At 61.1% G+C, this 15,393-nt stretch carries 15 protein-coding genes and 1 tRNA gene; 9 read left to right on the forward strand and 7 right to left on the reverse strand.

Going from position 1 to position 15,393, the window contains the following annotated elements; translation table 11 throughout:
* Nucleotides 1-7 precede the first annotated feature (7 nt).
* Both ABLV49_RS16355 and mutM read right to left on the reverse strand, forming a co-directional pair.
* Nucleotides 8-1,984 carry a dynamin family protein gene (locus tag ABLV49_RS16355; RefSeq protein WP_349278067.1) on the reverse strand — a complete coding sequence of 659 codons (1,977 nt, stop codon included), beginning with the start codon at nt 1,982-1,984 and terminating at the stop codon, nt 8-10.
* Between the two features lie 64 nt (nt 1,985-2,048).
* Nucleotides 2,049-2,864 carry a bifunctional DNA-formamidopyrimidine glycosylase/DNA-(apurinic or apyrimidinic site) lyase gene (mutM, locus tag ABLV49_RS16360; RefSeq protein ID WP_349278069.1) on the reverse strand — a complete coding sequence of 272 codons (816 nt, stop codon included), beginning with the start codon at nt 2,862-2,864 and terminating at the stop codon, nt 2,049-2,051.
* A 124-nt stretch (nt 2,865-2,988) separates the two neighbouring features.
* Here mutM and ABLV49_RS16365 point away from each other — a divergent pair, with 124 nt between their 5' ends.
* From ABLV49_RS16365 to pth, 7 genes are all read left to right on the forward strand, one after another.
* A complete protein-coding gene (locus ABLV49_RS16365; protein WP_349278071.1) occupies nt 2,989-4,785 on the forward strand; it encodes a tetratricopeptide repeat protein in 1,797 nt (598 codons plus the stop codon).
* A 12-nt stretch (nt 4,786-4,797) separates the two neighbouring features.
* Nucleotides 4,798-5,310: an outer membrane lipoprotein LolB gene (locus ABLV49_RS16370; protein ID WP_349278073.1), complete on the forward strand. Its 513-nt coding sequence runs from the start codon at nt 4,798-4,800 to the stop codon at nt 5,308-5,310.
* A gap of 44 nt (nt 5,311-5,354) precedes the next feature.
* Entirely contained in the window at nt 5,355-6,248 is an 894-nt protein-coding gene (locus ABLV49_RS16375; RefSeq protein ID WP_349278075.1) for a 4-(cytidine 5'-diphospho)-2-C-methyl-D-erythritol kinase, read from the forward strand.
* A 76-nt stretch (nt 6,249-6,324) separates the two neighbouring features.
* Nucleotides 6,325-6,401: transfer RNA gene (locus ABLV49_RS16380), tRNA-Gln, on the forward strand.
* 214 nt (nt 6,402-6,615) lie between these two features.
* Nucleotides 6,616-7,590, forward strand: a complete 975-nt coding sequence (locus ABLV49_RS16385) for a ribose-phosphate pyrophosphokinase (RefSeq protein WP_349278077.1) — start codon at nt 6,616-6,618, stop codon at nt 7,588-7,590.
* A gap of 109 nt (nt 7,591-7,699) precedes the next feature.
* On the forward strand, nt 7,700-8,353 hold the full coding sequence (locus ABLV49_RS16390) for a 50S ribosomal protein L25/general stress protein Ctc (protein WP_349278079.1): 654 nt from the start codon (nt 7,700-7,702) through the stop codon (nt 8,351-8,353).
* A gap of 157 nt (nt 8,354-8,510) precedes the next feature.
* Entirely contained in the window at nt 8,511-9,140 is a 630-nt protein-coding gene (gene pth, locus ABLV49_RS16395) for an aminoacyl-tRNA hydrolase (RefSeq protein WP_349278081.1), read from the forward strand.
* 104 nt (nt 9,141-9,244) lie between these two features.
* Here the strand turns inward: pth and ABLV49_RS16400 are convergent, their stop codons facing one another.
* From ABLV49_RS16400 to ABLV49_RS16420, 5 genes are all read right to left on the reverse strand, one after another.
* The gene (locus ABLV49_RS16400; RefSeq protein ID WP_349278083.1) at nt 9,245-9,514 is read right to left on the reverse strand and encodes a YfhL family 4Fe-4S dicluster ferredoxin; all 270 of its coding nucleotides are present in this window, start codon (nt 9,512-9,514) and stop codon (nt 9,245-9,247) included.
* 4 nt (nt 9,515-9,518) lie between these two features.
* Nucleotides 9,519-10,016: a pantetheine-phosphate adenylyltransferase gene (gene coaD, locus ABLV49_RS16405; RefSeq protein ID WP_349278085.1), complete on the reverse strand. Its 498-nt coding sequence runs from the start codon at nt 10,014-10,016 to the stop codon at nt 9,519-9,521.
* Between the two features lie 89 nt (nt 10,017-10,105).
* Nucleotides 10,106-10,780, reverse strand: coding sequence for a 16S rRNA (guanine(966)-N(2))-methyltransferase RsmD (gene rsmD, locus ABLV49_RS16410; protein ID WP_349278087.1), 675 nt, complete (start codon nt 10,778-10,780; stop codon nt 10,106-10,108).
* A complete protein-coding gene (locus ABLV49_RS16415) occupies nt 10,777-12,132 on the reverse strand; it encodes a M16 family metallopeptidase (RefSeq protein WP_349278089.1) in 1,356 nt (451 codons plus the stop codon). Before ABLV49_RS16415 ends, rsmD begins: the two co-directional genes overlap by 4 nt.
* A 31-nt stretch (nt 12,133-12,163) precedes the next feature.
* Nucleotides 12,164-13,663, reverse strand: coding sequence for a M16 family metallopeptidase (locus tag ABLV49_RS16420; protein WP_415838078.1), 1,500 nt, complete (start codon nt 13,661-13,663; stop codon nt 12,164-12,166).
* Nucleotides 13,664-13,691: 28 nt separating this feature from the next.
* On the opposite strand from ABLV49_RS16420, the gene ftsY reads away from it, so the two are divergent.
* Together ftsY and ABLV49_RS16430 are read left to right on the forward strand one after the other, a co-directional pair.
* On the forward strand, nt 13,692-14,858 hold the full coding sequence (ftsY, locus tag ABLV49_RS16425) for a signal recognition particle-docking protein FtsY (RefSeq protein WP_349278091.1): 1,167 nt from the start codon (nt 13,692-13,694) through the stop codon (nt 14,856-14,858).
* A 97-nt stretch (nt 14,859-14,955) separates the two neighbouring features.
* Entirely contained in the window at nt 14,956-15,243 is a 288-nt protein-coding gene (locus ABLV49_RS16430) for a hypothetical protein (protein WP_349278093.1), read from the forward strand.
* Nucleotides 15,244-15,393: the final 150 nt, after the last annotated feature.

Below are 15,393 nucleotides of genomic sequence, written 5' to 3' on the forward strand. Positions count from 1 at the left end.
TTCGGCATCAGGCCGATTCGGCCAAGGCTGCGGCGGGATTAACAGCCGGTTCTTGCGATGCAAAAGGCAGGGGACGCAAGTCCAGAAGGCGCGCGGTCAACTCCGCGAGTTTGGCTTCCAGTCCTTTGAGCCGGATTTCCTGGTCATCAATTTCAGTAATCCGCTCATCCAGGCTGGAGGCGGCCTGCTGGATCCGCTCAACCGCTTCCAGCCGCCGTGCGAAATTGCGTCGCCGCTCGCGCAGTTGCGCATCAAGTTGCGCGGATGCCGACTTGTTCCAGAGTTCCACTTCACCCAGTGCCGACTCAAAAACCACACGCAAGCGGTTGCTCAGCGCGCGAACCAGGCGCTCGGAAAAATCTGCCTGCGCGAGCCGGATCACATTGCCCAGACCGAGATACTGCAGATGGCTGCGCTCAATCAGGTCCAGATCCTGCACCCACCGGGCCATATCGGGTGCCTGGGGCACCTGCAGCGAAAAACCGAATTCAGCATTGATCTGCCGAAAGGCCGAGTCCAGCATGGACTCGATTTCACCCGTCAGCACTTGTCCCTTTTGCAGGCCTTCGCGCAGCCGCGAAAAAGTCTGGCCGTAGGTTTTTTTCAACCGCAGCTTGATGCCAGACTGCTTGAGCGCTGTGGTCAATTCGGCCAGTTCGACCTTGAGCGTGGGCACGCTGAGCAAATTGACGAGGTCGCCCAGCAAAACACCATGCACCGAGCGAACCGCATGTATCTTGGCGCCGCTGCTGGCAAACTCAGCCTGCTCTTGCTCGATGCGGTTGCGCATATGCTTGATGACCGAGATGTTTTTGCCCTTCAGGCCGCGCAACTCCAGCATTTGCTCGGCCTGATCGCGGCGGCGCATGTTCAGCGCACGTCCGGCCTCGTTTTTGAGTTCGCCAATGCCGGCGGCGACTGCCGTCCGCAGGATTTTCTGGCGCTGGCCCATCACGCCCCGCCCCAGCACCCGTTCAAGCGCAGGCAACTGGCTGGCCTGCAAAAGTGCCTGGTCGCCAGTCACTTTGGCCACCAACCCCTTTTGTGCAGATACAGGAATGACATGCGAGAGCGGCAGGCCCAGGATATTGGCCGACGTTGCTCTTTGCCTGTCAATTTGCGCCTGAACCTGTTCGGGCGTGCTCAAGGCGTCCCACAAGGTATCAATCTTGTTGAGCACCACCAGCCGGGTATCGCGCCCTTCGCCGCCACGGATCAGGTGCTCGCGCCAGATCGAAAGATCGGATTTGGTCACACCCGTGTCGGCTGCCAGGATAAACACCACCGCATGCGCCTGCGGAATCAGGCTGACCGTCAGTTCAGGCTCTGCGCCAATCGCATTCAGTCCGGGTGTGTCCAGAATCACCAGCCCCTGCTTGAGCAGCGGATGCGCGATATTGATCAGCGCATGGCGCCATTTCGGCACCTCGATCAGACCATCGGGCCCGGCCAGGGGATTGTCTTCAGGACTGCTGTCATTCCAGAAACCGAGCGCGCGGGCACCGTCCAGGGACACATGCTGCACCTCGGCCACCTTCTGCAGCGCCTGGGCCAGTTGCGCCGGATCGTTCACATCCAGGTCAATCTGCAGCCATTTGTCCGGAACGAGGCGCCACTCCATCAGCGCCTGCGGCTGCAGGCGCGTTTCAATCGGCAACAGACGTAAACAGGGCGCGATAGCTGCGTCATAGCCCAGTTCGGTCGGGCACATGGTGGTTCGGCCGGCACTTGCGGGCATGATGCGGCGCCCATAACCGGCAAAGAAAATAGCGTTGATCAGTTCGGATTTTCCGCGCGAAAACTCCGCCACGAAAGCCACCATGACCTTGTCGGCACGTACATGCGATTCCAGCCGCTGCAGCCGCTCTTCAACCGCCGCATTGAGCAGGTCATGCTCTTTCATCCATTGAGCCAGCGATTTCAGGCGCAATGCAAACTCGCGCCGCCAGGTGCCGTGCTGATCAAATTGTTCGTTGAAAGACATGCGCTGCCGTCATAAAAGTTATCAGGGCAATATAGCACTGGCCCCTGTTACAAGCCTGAAAAGCTCAGGGTTTCTGGCAGGTGGCGCAATAAAAGGTGGAACGCTGGCCCTGCCGCATACTTCTGATCGGCGCGGCGCACACCTTGCATGGCAAACCGGCCCGGTCATAGACCATCGCTTCAAGCTGAAAATGACCCGCCTCGCCATCGGCATTGGAAAAATCCCTCAGCGTGCTGCCGCCCTTGGCCACCGCATTCGTCAACACGTCCTGAATGGCACGGTGAAGCCGGGCAGCGCGCGGCTTGCTGATCAGCGATGCTTTGGTGGTGGGACGAATACCCGCCAGAAACAAGGCTTCCGAGGCATAAATGTTTCCGACGCCGACGACGGCCTGGCCCGCCAGCAAAAGTGGCTTGATCGCGGTCTTGCGCCCTTTCAGCAACTGATGAAACACAAGCGCGTCAAATGCCTCGCTCAGCGGCTCCACACCCAGCCGGCCCAGCAGCTTTTTCGCCACCGCGTCGTCTTCACCGCTGGCGTACACCACGGCCCCGAAACGCCGTGGGTCATGCAGGCGCAAGGTGCCCAGGCTGGTCACCATGTCAAAGTGGTCATGCTTGCCTGCGGCAGGCAGGTTCAGGCCAAAACTCACGCTGCCCGACATGCCCAGATGCATCAGCAGCAAGCCTTCGCTCAGGTCGAGCAACAGGTATTTGCCCCGGCGGCGCACGGCCAGGACGCGCTGGCCCTGCAACTGCTGCGTCTCGCAGCCCAGCGGCCAGCGCAGGGGTTTTCCCACCAGAACGGCCTCGATGCGGGCACCCGCAATGCGCTCGGCAAAGCTCAGGCGGGTTACTTCAACTTCGGGCAGTTCAGGCATGGATGTAAAAACTTTTCAGGCAATAGATGGGGCGTGCAAACTTATGCGCAAGAGGCCGCCAGTTCGGTACAAGGTGTATGACAAACACAAAGCATCGTGCGGAAGCTTCAATTATCATGGTCCGATGAAGAAAAAACTTGGCCTTGCATTTGCCTGCCTGTGGCTTGCCGCTCCGCTGGTACTGGCGCAGGCCGCGATGCCTGAATCCCCTGCCCCTGTCAAACCTGCCGAGACTTCGGGACTCGCCCAGGCCAAGGCGGCGCAGGACTCCGCGCCGCTGTCGTTGCTCGACAGCGAACTGTTTTATGAATTGCTGGTCGGCGAAATCACCGCCCAGGAAGGTGAACCTGCGGCAGGCTTTGCCTTGATGCTGGACGCCGCCCGAAAAACCGGCGATGCCCAGCTGTATCAGCGGGCCACCGATATCGCCCTGCAGGCACGCTCGGGGGACGCCGCACTGCAGGCGGCGCTCGCCTGGAAACAACAGCTGCCCGCTTCGCGTGAAGCCAACCGCTATGTGCTGCAGATCCTGATTGCACTGAACCGCATCGCCGACACGCTGGAGCCCTTGAAGACGGAGATCAGGATGGCGTCCGATACAGAGCGCGTCGCGGTACTCACGGCCGCGCCGCGCGCCTATGCCCGTGCCAGTGACCGCAAACTGGCAGCCAGCGTGGTGGAATCCGCGCTCGCCGACTACCTGGCGGATCCCGCCACCGCCAGCGCAGCCTGGACCACGGCCGGACGCATGCGACTGGCTGCGGACGACAGGGAAGGCGCCCTTGAGGCCGCCAGGCGCGGCCAGGCCGCCGACCCGCGTGCGGAAGGCCCGGCCGTGGTGGCGCTGGAATTGATGGACCCGAAACGGCCTGAAGCAGAAGTGCTGGTCAACAACTACCTTAATGACCGTGAAAGCACGTCCAAGGCGCTGCCTGAAATCCGCATGGCTTATGCCCGGGTGCTGCTTGACGCACAGCGCTATGCCGAAGCCACTGCACAACTGAAAATTGTCACGCGTGACAAGCCCGACTACCCGGAAGGCTGGCTGGTGCTGGGCTCACTGCAGTTGCAGGACAACCAGCCTGCCCTGTCGCAGGCTTCGCTGGAACGCTATATCGCGCTGGCCCAGCAAACCCCACAGACCGAACGCAACCCCGGTCTGGCCCAGGCCTATCTCTCGCTTTCGCAACTGGCCGAAAAGCGCAAGGACTACGCTGCGGCGGAAAACTGGCTCAACAAGATTGAAAACTCTTCGGAACTGGCGCAGGCGCAAACCCGCCGCGCCTCGATTCTGGCCAGCCAGGGCAAGCTGGAGGAAGGCCGGCGCCTGATTCGCCAATTGCCCGAACGCACGCCCGAGGAAGCCCGCCTGAAACTCAATGCCGAAGTCGGTTTGCTGCGGGAGTTCAAGCAATACCGCCAGGCCCATGACCTGCTGGCCCAGGCGCTGGCAAAGGCACCAGAAGACACCGACCTGCTTTACGAGCAATCAATGGTGGCTGAAAAGCTCGGCTCGCTCGACGAGATGGAGCGCCTGCTGCGCCAGATCATCCTGCTCAAGCCCGACTATCACCACGCCTACAACGCCCTGGGCTATTCACTGGCCGATCGCAATGTGCGCCTGCCCGAAGCGCGTGAACTGATTCGCAAGGCGATTGAGCATGCGCCGGCCGACCCGTTCATCAAGGACAGCCTGGGCTGGGTTGAATTTCGCATGGGCAACAAGCTGGAAGCGGCGCAAATTTTCGAGGCTGCCTACAAGGCCAAGCCCGATGCCGAGATTGCCGCGCATTTCGGTGAAGTGCTGTTGAGCCTGGGCCAGCGCGACCGCGCCCTGGCAATCTGGAAAGAAGGTCTGCTCCTCAATGCCGACAACGAAACCCTGCTTGAGACGCTCAAACGCCTCAATGTCAAGCCGTAAATTGGAACCACTTTGCACTTCACCGACCGACTGCGCCGCTATCTTCTTCACGCATCCCTGCTTGCTACTTTTTTAATAGCTGGTTGTGCCCATCCAACAAGCGGAAAAGCACTAAACGATATAAAAAAAGAGTTATGGACAGGGCGCATCAGCCTGTTGGTGAAAAGCGAGCCAGAGCAGTCCTTCACTGCCGGTTTTGAGCTTAAAGGCAGGTCCGAGCGCGGTGAACTGACCCTGATCAGTCCGCTGGGAAATGTGCTTGGCGTCCTGCGCTGGTCACCGGGCGAAGCGGAACTGGATTCAGGAAACCAGAAAATTCAGCGCTTTGACTCCGTCGATGCCCTGATGGCGCAAGCCACGGGCGCTGCGGTGCCGCTGAATGCGCTGTTTGCCTGGCTGCAGGGTGACGACGCGAATGTCAGCGGCTGGTCTGCCGACCTGTCGCGGCAAGGCGAAGGCCGGATTTCCGCCAGAAGAACGCAACCCGCGCCCCAGGCTGATCTTCGTGTCGTGCTGGATCAATAAAACCTTGCCGGCCTGATTTCACAGTTTTTCTGAATGCTTCAAGCGTGACACGCCCTATTGCTTCTTCCCGGCCGCTCAAGGCGCTGTACGACGTCCCGGCCCCGGCCAAGCTCAACCTTTTCTTGCACATCACCGGCCGCAGGCCCGACGGCTACCATCTGCTGCAATCGGTTTTCATGCTGATCGACTGGTGCGATACCCTGCACTTTGAACTGCGCACCGATGGGCAGATCAGCCGCACCGACCTGAACAGCCCTGCGCAAAATAATTCCGAAGCGCTGCCCACCGAAGATCTGGCCGTGCGCGCAGCCCGGGCATTGCAGGCTGCCAGCGGCACGCCCCTGGGTGTCCATATCAGCCTTGAAAAAAATATTCCCTCACAGGCAGGCATGGGCGGCGGCTCGTCCGATGCGGCCAGTTGCCTGCTGGCGCTGCAGCGCCTTTGGGGAGTTCGCCTGCCGTCTCAAGACCTGCGCGCCATCGCACTGTCGCTGGGCGCGGACGTTCCATTTTTCCTCTCTGGAAGTCATGCCTGGGTAGAAGGAATAGGCGAACAAATCACGCCCATCACACTGCCGGCGGCGAGGTTTGTGGTGGTCAAACCGGCAGCCGGCGTCTCGACCCCCGATATTTTCAATGCATCTGGACTGAAACGCGACACTAAGACTGCTACAATGCTAGGCTTTGCTGCATATGCAGATGGTCCGGTTTTTGGATTTGGCCATAACGACTTGCAGCCAGTAGCGCAGAAGCTTTGTCCACAAATTGGTCAGTCACTTGACTGGTTAGAATCGCAACAGCTTCAGGGACGCATGACTGGCTCGGGAAGTGCTGTATTTGCACAGATTTTTGATGATGCTGATCTTGCAGCCGCCCCTGGCAACTGGATAATTCGCAAATGCAAAAATCTGCAAACGCATCCTCTGGCCTGCTGGTAAACTAAGCGGCTGTAGAGAATAAGTTTAGAAGCAACAGTTTATAGGTTGGTTGTTGGCAACAACAATTGTCCTGTGTAGGGGTGTCGCCAAGTTGGTTAAGGCACCGGATTTTGATTCCGGCATTCGCAGGTTCGACTCCTTCCACCCCTGCCAAATTTTTCAGACCCGCCAGATGCGGGTCTGTGTTGACTCAGGAGCCGCATGATGCGGCTCTTTTAGACCCGCAAGTGGCGGGTCTATGTGTTTTGAAAGACTGCAACGGAACTCACTGCCAAGTCCACGTTGCACCTTGCTTTCAGTGCGTATTTTGCTTCAATAAATATTTCACCCACTTTCAAGCCCGACCGCAGCTGGGCTTCATACGCAAATGCACCACCCCGACTTCCTGGTTTTTACCGGCAATGCCAATCCAAGCATGGCCGCTGAAATTACCCAACACCTTGGCACCTCACTGGGCGTTGCTCATGTAGGACAGTTTTCAGATGGTGAAGTCACCGTCGAAATCCAGCAAAACGTGCGTACTCGCGACGTGTTTGTAGTCCAGTCCACCTGCGCGCCGACCAACGACAACCTGATGGAACTGCTGGTCATGGTCGATGCCCTCAAGCGTGCCTCGGCTGAGCGGATTACCGCCGTCATTCCCTATTTTGGCTATGCCCGGCAGGATCGCCGCCCGCGCTCGGCGCGGGTGCCCATCACGGCCAAAGTGGTCGCCAACATGCTGCAAGCCGTGGGCGTGACAAGTGTCCTGACCATGGATTTGCATGCCGACCAGATCCAGGGCTTCTTCGACATCCCGGTGGACAATATTTATGCCTCCCCGATATTGCTCGGCGACTTGCGCCAGAGAAAGTACACGGACCTGATGGTGGTGTCGCCCGACGTCGGCGGCGTGGTGCGTGCCCGTGCGCTGGCCAAGCAGCTCGGCTGCGACATGGCAATCATCGACAAGCGCCGACCCAAGGCCAATGTGTCCGAAGTGATGCATGTGATTGGCGACATCGAAGGCCGCAACTGCGTGATCATGGACGACATGATCGACACCGCCGGCACGCTGGTCAAGGCAGCCGAAGTGCTGAAAGAGCGCGGCGCCAAAAAAGTTTATGCCTATTGCACCCACCCGATTTTTTCGGGACCGGCCATTGACCGCATCACCCACGGTGACGCGCTCGATGAAGTGGTGGTCACCAACACCATTCCGCTGAACCCGAATGCACAGGCTTGCAAAAAAATTCGCCAGCTCTCCGTGGCGCCGCTGATCGCTGAAACCATGCAGCGCATCGCCAAGGGAGAGTCGGTCATGAGTTTGTTCTCGGACCAGGACCAGCCGGTTCTGATCTGAAACAAAAAAGCTGACTGCGCAGCACGCAAACTTTCCGAAGTTTTCCAGCCTGGGCAGTCTTTTTAAATCAGGGTGAACTGGTCGCGGTCCACCCGTTCTGGAGAAAATTATGAAATTCGTCGCTTTTGAGCGCGCAAAGCAGGGCACGGGTGCGAGCCGCCGTCTCCGCATCACCGGTCGCACGCCCGGTATTGTTTATGGTGGCACCGCCGAGCCCATCCTGATCGAAATCGATCACAACGCCTTGTGGCACGCCATCAAGAAGGAAGCTTTCCACGGCTCCATCCTGGAGATGGAACTGGGCGGCACGGAACACAAGGTTCTGCTGCGCGATCTGCAAATGCACCCGTACAAGCAGCAAGTCCAGCACATCGATTTCCAGCGCGTTGAAGCCCGCACCCGCATGACCGTCAAAGTGCCCGTGCACTACAGCGGCGAAGAAGAATCCCCAGCCGTCAAGACGGAAAACTGCCTCGTCAACCATGTGTTGACCGAGATGACGGTTTCCTGCTTCCCGGCCGACATTCCCGATTTCATCGCCGTGGACCTGGTCGGCCTGACCAAGGGCAAATCGCTGCACGTCAAGGACGTCGTTCTGCCAAAGGGCGTGAAAGCCGCTGTCAAGGGCCAGGTCAATCCGGTCATGGTGTCGGTCACGCCTATCGTTGAAGAAGTCGAAGTCGCTCCTGTGGTGGTTGACCCCAAGGCTGCAAAGGGCAAGGCCGGCGCCAAGCCTGCAGCCAAGCCTGCCGCCAAGAAGTAATTCCCGGCTTGCTGCGGCATTGACCTGAACAGGTTGTGCCCAGGCAGTGGCCCAAGGCCCTTATCCTCCACGAGGTTAAGGGCCTTTTTCATGCGTGGGTGCGTCCAGATGCTTCTGCTACGCTTTCCCGCCCTCCTCTTTCTTTTTTGCACACGACATGATCAAACTGTTTGTTGGCCTGGGCAATCCTGGTCCCGAGTACGAAGCCACGCGCCACAATGCCGGATTTTGGTGGATTGATGCGCTGTCGCGTGAATTGAAGGCGCCGCTCAGCCTGGACAAGAACTACCACGGCCAGGTGGCCCGCACCACCGTCAACGGCCAGACGGTGTGGCTGCTCAAGCCGCTGACCTTCATGAACCTGTCGGGAAAATCAGTGGCGGCACTGGCCCGGTTTTTCAAAATCTCGCCGGCCGAGGTGCTGGTGGCGCATGACGAACTCGACATTGTTCCCGGCCAGGTCAAGCTCAAGTTCGGCGGCAGCCATGCGGGGCACAACGGCCTGCGCGACATCCATGCGCAACTCGGTTCGGCGGACTACTGGCGCTTGCGGATTGGCGTGGGGCACCCGGGCGTCAAGGCCGAAGTCATCAACTGGGTACTGAAAAAGCCTTCGCAGGAGCATCGCGTGGCGATTGAGGACTGCATTGACCGCTGTCTCAAGGCGGTGCCCGAACTGCTCAAGGGCGAGATGGAAAAAGCCACGATGATGATTCACACCAGTCAGCCGCCCCGACCGAAACCGCCACGGCCAGCCTCGGCAGACAGCGCGCCAAAGCTGCTCTAGCACTTCTGCTTACTATCGTTTTAATAGCTGTATGCACCCGTCCCTTGTGCGCAAATGGCCTGTTTTGGCAATAATTCGGCAACTGGAACCGATGACTGGGTGAATCAGCGGGCCACCACGACCGGAATGACCGACTGAAGCCGATGGTATTTCTGCCACAGCGTTTCCTGGGTTTCACGGTGCCGTGGATCCACCGGAATGCAGGCCACCGGGCAGACCTGAACGCACTGCGGCTCGTCAAAATGGCCAACGCATTCGGTGCATTTGTTCGGGTCGATCTCGTAGATTTCGGCGCCCAGGAAAATCGCCTCGTTCGGACATTCGGGCTCGCACACGTCGCAGTTGATGCAGTCGTCGGTGATCAGTAAAGCCATGGGGTCAAGCTCCTTGTTTCTCGTGAACGTGAGCCAGCGCAGCCGCAACTTGCGGACTCACCATCTGGCCGACCTGGCCGCCGAGCTTGCTGATTTCGCGCACCAGCGTGCTGCTGATGCATGCCAGCGGAGCGTCGGGCAGCAAGAACACGGTTTCCACCTGCGGACGCAGCTTGCGGTTCATGGCGGCCATCTGGGCCTCGTAGTCAAAGTCGGTCAGGTTGCGGATGCCGCGCACCACGGCGCAGGCGTTTTGCGCGGCACAGAAATCCATCATCAGCCCGTCAAACGCCATAACACTCACGTTTGCTATGTTTTCAGTAGCATTTCTCACTTGCTGGACGCGCACATCCAGCGAAAACAGTGTTTTTTTATGGTGGGCGACCGCCACCGCTATGACCAACTGGTCAAACAGGCCGGCAGCGCGGCGGACCACGTCGTCGTGGCCGAGCGTGAACGGATCAAAGGTGCCGGAATAAACAGCAATGCGGGAAGTGGACATGGGCCGAATTATGCCCTTGCGCACTTTTTATCACCCCAAAACCCGGCCGTGACCCTGAAGGCCATGCGGGCGTTTCGGGCGGGCCGGGATCAGGCGGGCAGCGGCTCTGGCAACGGCTCGCTTTTGACCAGCAGGTGAAAATGCACCGCGCCGGCCTTGGCGCTGCGGTGGATTCTCAGGCCCAGCGGCAGCAATTCCTCGTCCTGCCAGGCTTTGGGCGCCTCCAGGTACACCAGGCCGGCCGGGCTGATCGCCTGGGCAGCGGCCTTGAGCGCCGCTTCGAACACGCCGGAGTCAAAGGGCGGGTCGATCAGTACCAGCTGCATGCTGCCGGCTTCCAGCCGTTTGAGCGCGCTCAGCCCGTCGCCGCGTTCGATCCGCACCATGCTGGCCTTGAGCCTGGCCTGCACCGCCTTGAGCTGCACGACCAGCCCCGGATCCTGCTCGCACAGCAGCACGTCGGCGGCGCCGCGCGAAGCGGCCTCGAAACCCAGCACGCCGGTGCCGGCAAACACATCGGCGCAGCGCCAGCCGGTCAGATCCTGGCCGAGCCAGTTGAACAGCGTTTCGCGCACGCGGTCGGGCGTGGGACGCAAGCCGGGGTGATTCGGCACCGTGAGCTTGGTGCGCCGGTACTGCCCGCCGATGATGCGGATTTCGCCGGGCGGCTTGAGGTGCGCGGTGCCCTTGGGCTTGACGGTGTTGGCCTTGGCCGAAGGCTTGGCGGCTGGCTCGGGGGCGATGGGTTTGGGTGTGTATTTCATTTTGCGACTCCGAGAATAACAGTCACCATTTTGTCGGGCTGCAGCTTGCGCGCAAAAGCCGCCTTGACATCGGCCACGGTGACTTTTTCCACCTGCCGTGTCCAGGTGTCGAGGTAGTCGAGCGGCAAGCCGTTCCAGGCAATGCCGGCCAGATTGCCCAGCAGCTTGCGGTTGCTGTCGATGCGCAGCGCAAAGCCGCCGACAAGATTGTCTTTCGCTGCCTTCAGTTCGGCTTCGGTCGGTCCGCCGGCCACGAAGTCCCTGACCACCTGGCGCGCGATCTGGACCGCCTGCGCCGTCTGGTCGGGCCGGGTCTGCAGGCCGACGGTGAAGCTGCCGGCATGCAGGCCCGGCGAGAAGGAGCTGGAGATGCCGTAGGTCAGTCCGCGTTTTTCGCGCACTTCACTGGTCAGGCGCGAGACAAAACCGCCACCGCCCAGGATGTAGTTGCCCACCGTCAGCGGGAAATAGTCCGGGTCGGCGCGTTTGAAGCCGGGCTGGCCGATCAGCACATGCGCCTGCGCCGAATCAAACGGGATGATTTTTTCCTGCGCCTGCGCCAGCGGCTCCACTTCAGGCACGACCGGCAACGATGGCAGGCTGGCGCACGGCGCCGAGGGCAGGCGCGACAGCAGGCGCGCAGCCATCGCATCGGCCTGCGCCCGCGTGACGGCGCCGACCATGCTGATGCGGGCGCGGCAGGCGACGACGCCGGCGGCATGCGCGGCCTGCATGTCCGCCACGCTGATGTTCGCCAGCGTGGCCTCGGTCATTTCGTAGCCATACGGATGCTGGCCATACACGGCCTGCGCATAGGCCCGGCCAATCACGCTGCCCGGACGGGTATAGGACTCCTTGAGCGCGGCCTGCAGGCGCTGGCGTTCGCGCTGCCAGACCACGTCGGGATACGCCGGCTCGGCAATCTGGCGCGCGGCCAGCGCGACTGCCTGGTCGAGCAGGGCCGGGTCGGTCAGCGAACGCAGGGAAAAACTCATGCGGTCGGCCGAAGCGCCGGCGCCAAAGTCCGCGCCCAGATCGGCCCAGGCTTCACCCAGGGCGTTTTCATCGAGTGCCGCAGCGCCGTCCTTTTCCCGCACGCCTTTTTCAAGCATGTCCGCCGTCATGCTCGCCAGCCCGATCTGATCGGGCGGGTCGCGCCGGCTGCCGGCATCAAAATCTATTTGCACATCGACCATGGCGATGGCCGGGCTTTCGACCAGATAGACTTGCGCGCCGCTGGCCTGCGTCCAGTGCTGGACGGGAATCGTCGCCAGTGCCAATGTATGAACAAAAAGGCCTGTTGCGCATACTGCTATTGCGCGAGCAGCTATTTTTTTAGTAGCAATCATCATGAATTTCAATCCGTTCTGTTTCGGGCGCGGCTCAATGCAGTTCACCGTTGGCCGCAGCGCTCGGCTGGCGTGGCTTGCGGTTCGGGTCCATCGGCTGCGGCAGCAGGGTTGAGAGGGTCATCTGGTCATCGCCGAAGTATTTGGCGGCCACGGCCTGCACTTCGCCGGCGGTCACCGTGCGCAGCTGGGCAATCAGGCGCGCGCCGGCATCCAGCGGCAGGCCCTGGACCCAGTTGGAACCGAGTTCGCGCGCCTGGCTGAACACCGAGTCGAGCTTGTAGGTTTCGCTGGCGACCCACTGGGTCTTGACGCGCTGGAGTTCGGCCTCGCTCACGCCGTCACGCGCCACCAGCGCGACCTGCTGGCGCAGGGCGTCGGCCACCTGCTGCGTGGTTTTTCCGGCGGCAGGAACGCCGTCGAGCGTGAACAGTTGCGGCCCGCGGCCCAACAGGCCGCTGGAAGCGTCAGCGCTGTCGGCCACGCGCCCGCCCGCCTGGCCTTGGCCCTGTACCAGCGAGCGTTCCAGCCGGGCGCCGCTGTAGCCGTCGAGCACGGCCGACAGCACCGTCAGCGCCAGGGCGTCGCGGCTGGCGGCAAGCGTCGGCGACACGGCGCCGGGCGCTGGCGCCAGATCGGCCGCCGCGATCTTGGGCACCTTGAAGGCCATGCTCACATAAGCCTGGCTGGCCGGCGCCTTCAAATCGATGCGGCGCAAGCCGGCCTGCTCGGGTTCGCTGCGCGGTTTGCGCTCGGGCACCGGGCGCGCGGGAATGCCGCCATAGTATTTTTCGGCCAGCTTCTTGACCTGCGCCACCTCGACATCGCCGGCCACCACCAGCGCGGCGTTGGCCGGCACATACCAGCGCTGGTAGAAGCTGCGCACGTCGCCCGGCGTCATCGCGTCCAGGTCGCTCATCCAGCCCACAATCGGGCGGCGGTAGGGCGAAGCCAGAAAGGTGACGGCGCTGGCCTGCTCATGCAGCATGGCGTGGGGCGACTCCTCGGTGCGCATGCGGCGCTCTTCCTTGACGACCTCGATTTCGCGCCTGAATTCGTCGTCAGGCCACTGGCTGTGGGCAAAGCGGTCGGCTTCTAACCGCATCACGTCTTCAAGCCTGCTGGCCGGAATCTGCTGGTAGTAGCCGGTGTTGTCACGCCCGGTGAAGGCGTTTTCCTGGCCGCCCAGTGCCGCCACGCGCCGGGAGAATTCACCGGCCTTGACCTTCGGCGTTCCCTTGAACATCATGTGCTCCAGCGCATGGGCCACGCCCGACGTGCCATCGACCTCGTCCATCGAGCCGACCCGCACCCACAGCATGTGGGCCACGGTCGGCGCCCGGTGGTCGGGCTTGACGATGACGGTCAAGCCGTTGGCCAGCGTGAATTGCTCCACGGGTATCGGCGCCTGGGCGAAGGCCATAGGGCTGACGCAGGCCATCAGCGCAGCAGGCAGCGCGGCTGCAAAACGGCCCGCCAGGCGCATCGAAAGGAATACTCGGGGCTTGACGAAAATTGGCTTGGGGTGTTTCATAGAATGGTGGACTCTACAAGATCAATCAATGTTCAGTTTCTTCAAAAAAAAATTACGCTCCGTCCTGTCCTCCACGCCTGCTGATGCGCCAGTGCAGCCGGAAGTGCCCGCCATCAGCGACAGGTCCGATAGCCCAGCCCTTCCTTCACCGCCCTCGCCTGCGCCGCTGAAGCAGCCTGCCGGCAACGGCGGCTCGATGATCGGCAGCGCGCTGGTCACGCCCATCGACATTCCCACAGCGCTGGCGCTGGCCGTCGCACCCGAGCGCCAGCGCTGGTTCGGCAAGCTGCAGGAAGGCCTGCGCAAGACCGGCTCCAGCATCTCGACCGTCTTCACCGGCAGCCAGATCGACGAGCAGCTCTACGAAGACCTGGAAACCGCGCTGCTGATGGCCGACACCGGCGTCAGCGCGACACAGCACCTGCTGGCCGATGTCAGGCGCCGGGTCAAGGAAGGCGGCATGACGCATCCGGTCGCCGTCAGGAATGCGCTGATCGAATCCATCACCGTGCTGCTCAAGCCGCTCGAAAGGCCGCTGGTGATCGGTGAATTCGTGCCTACCGTCATCATGGTCACCGGCGTCAACGGCGCGGGCAAGACCACCTCGATTGGCAAGCTCACGCGCCACCTGGCCAATGAAGGCGCTTCGGTGCTGCTGGCGGCGGCCGATACCTTCCGCGCTGCCGCGCGCGAGCAGCTCAGCGTCTGGGCCGACCGCAACACGGTCGAGATTGTCAGCCAGGAAAACGGTGACCCGGCGGCGGTCAGCTTTGACGCGGTCACCGCCGGCAAGGCGCGCGGCAAGGATGTGGTGCTGGTCGATACCGCAGGCCGGCTGCCGACGCAACTGCACCTGATGGAAGAGTTGCGCAAGATCAAGCGGGTGGTGCAGAAAGCCGACGCCACCGCGCCGCATGAGGTGCTGCTGGTGATCGACGGCAACACCGGCCAGAACGCGCTGGCGCAGGTGAAAGCCTTTGACGACACGCTGCAATTGACCGGCCTGGTCGTCACCAAGCTCGACGGCACGGCCAAGGGCGGCGTGCTGGCGGCCATTGCGCTGTGGGCGCGCGAACGGGCCAAAGCATCGCCGGGTTTGCGGCCGGTGGCGGTGTATTTCATTGGCGTGGGTGAAAAGCTCGAAGACCTGGAAACCTTCAACGCGCGCGAGTTTGCGCAGGCGCTGCTGGGGTAAGGCAACAGCAACAGCACCGATAGACATGCGCCGGGGTTGAAAACCGGCTAATCGTCTTTATCTGGATGGTTTAAAGGATTGCGACGTGTCCAACCCTATGAGTCAAGTTTTTCGTTTTATTTTGAAACTGGTTTTCGGTTTGTCAGCCGCCGTGCTGGCTGTCGGCCTGCTGCTGGTTGCCATGACCGTCCTTGCCTTGAGCCTGCTCAAATCATTGATCACCGGCCGCAAACCCGCGCCCCTCATGGCGTTTGCCCGGTTCCAGCAGTTCTCGCAGCAAGGCATGTGGCCGGGCCAGTCCCGCCAAGGCTCGGCGAAAGCCGCTTCAGGCCAGGTGGTCGATGTCGAAGTGCGCGAAATTCCCGAGAACAGGCGCCAGTCCTGAAAACCAGGCAGTGTCCTGCCCTGCTCAGGATGCTTGGTAGCTACTATTTTAATAGCTAACAATCTATACAGGATATGCGGTAAATGCAATTTTTACCTTAATAATCCATGTTTCTTTACAAACCCGAAACCAAGTTCCCTGAACTAAAAC

The organism is Polaromonas hydrogenivorans (genome assembly GCF_040105105.1).
Lineage (GTDB): Bacteria > Pseudomonadota > Gammaproteobacteria > Burkholderiales > Burkholderiaceae_C > Polaromonas > Polaromonas hydrogenivorans.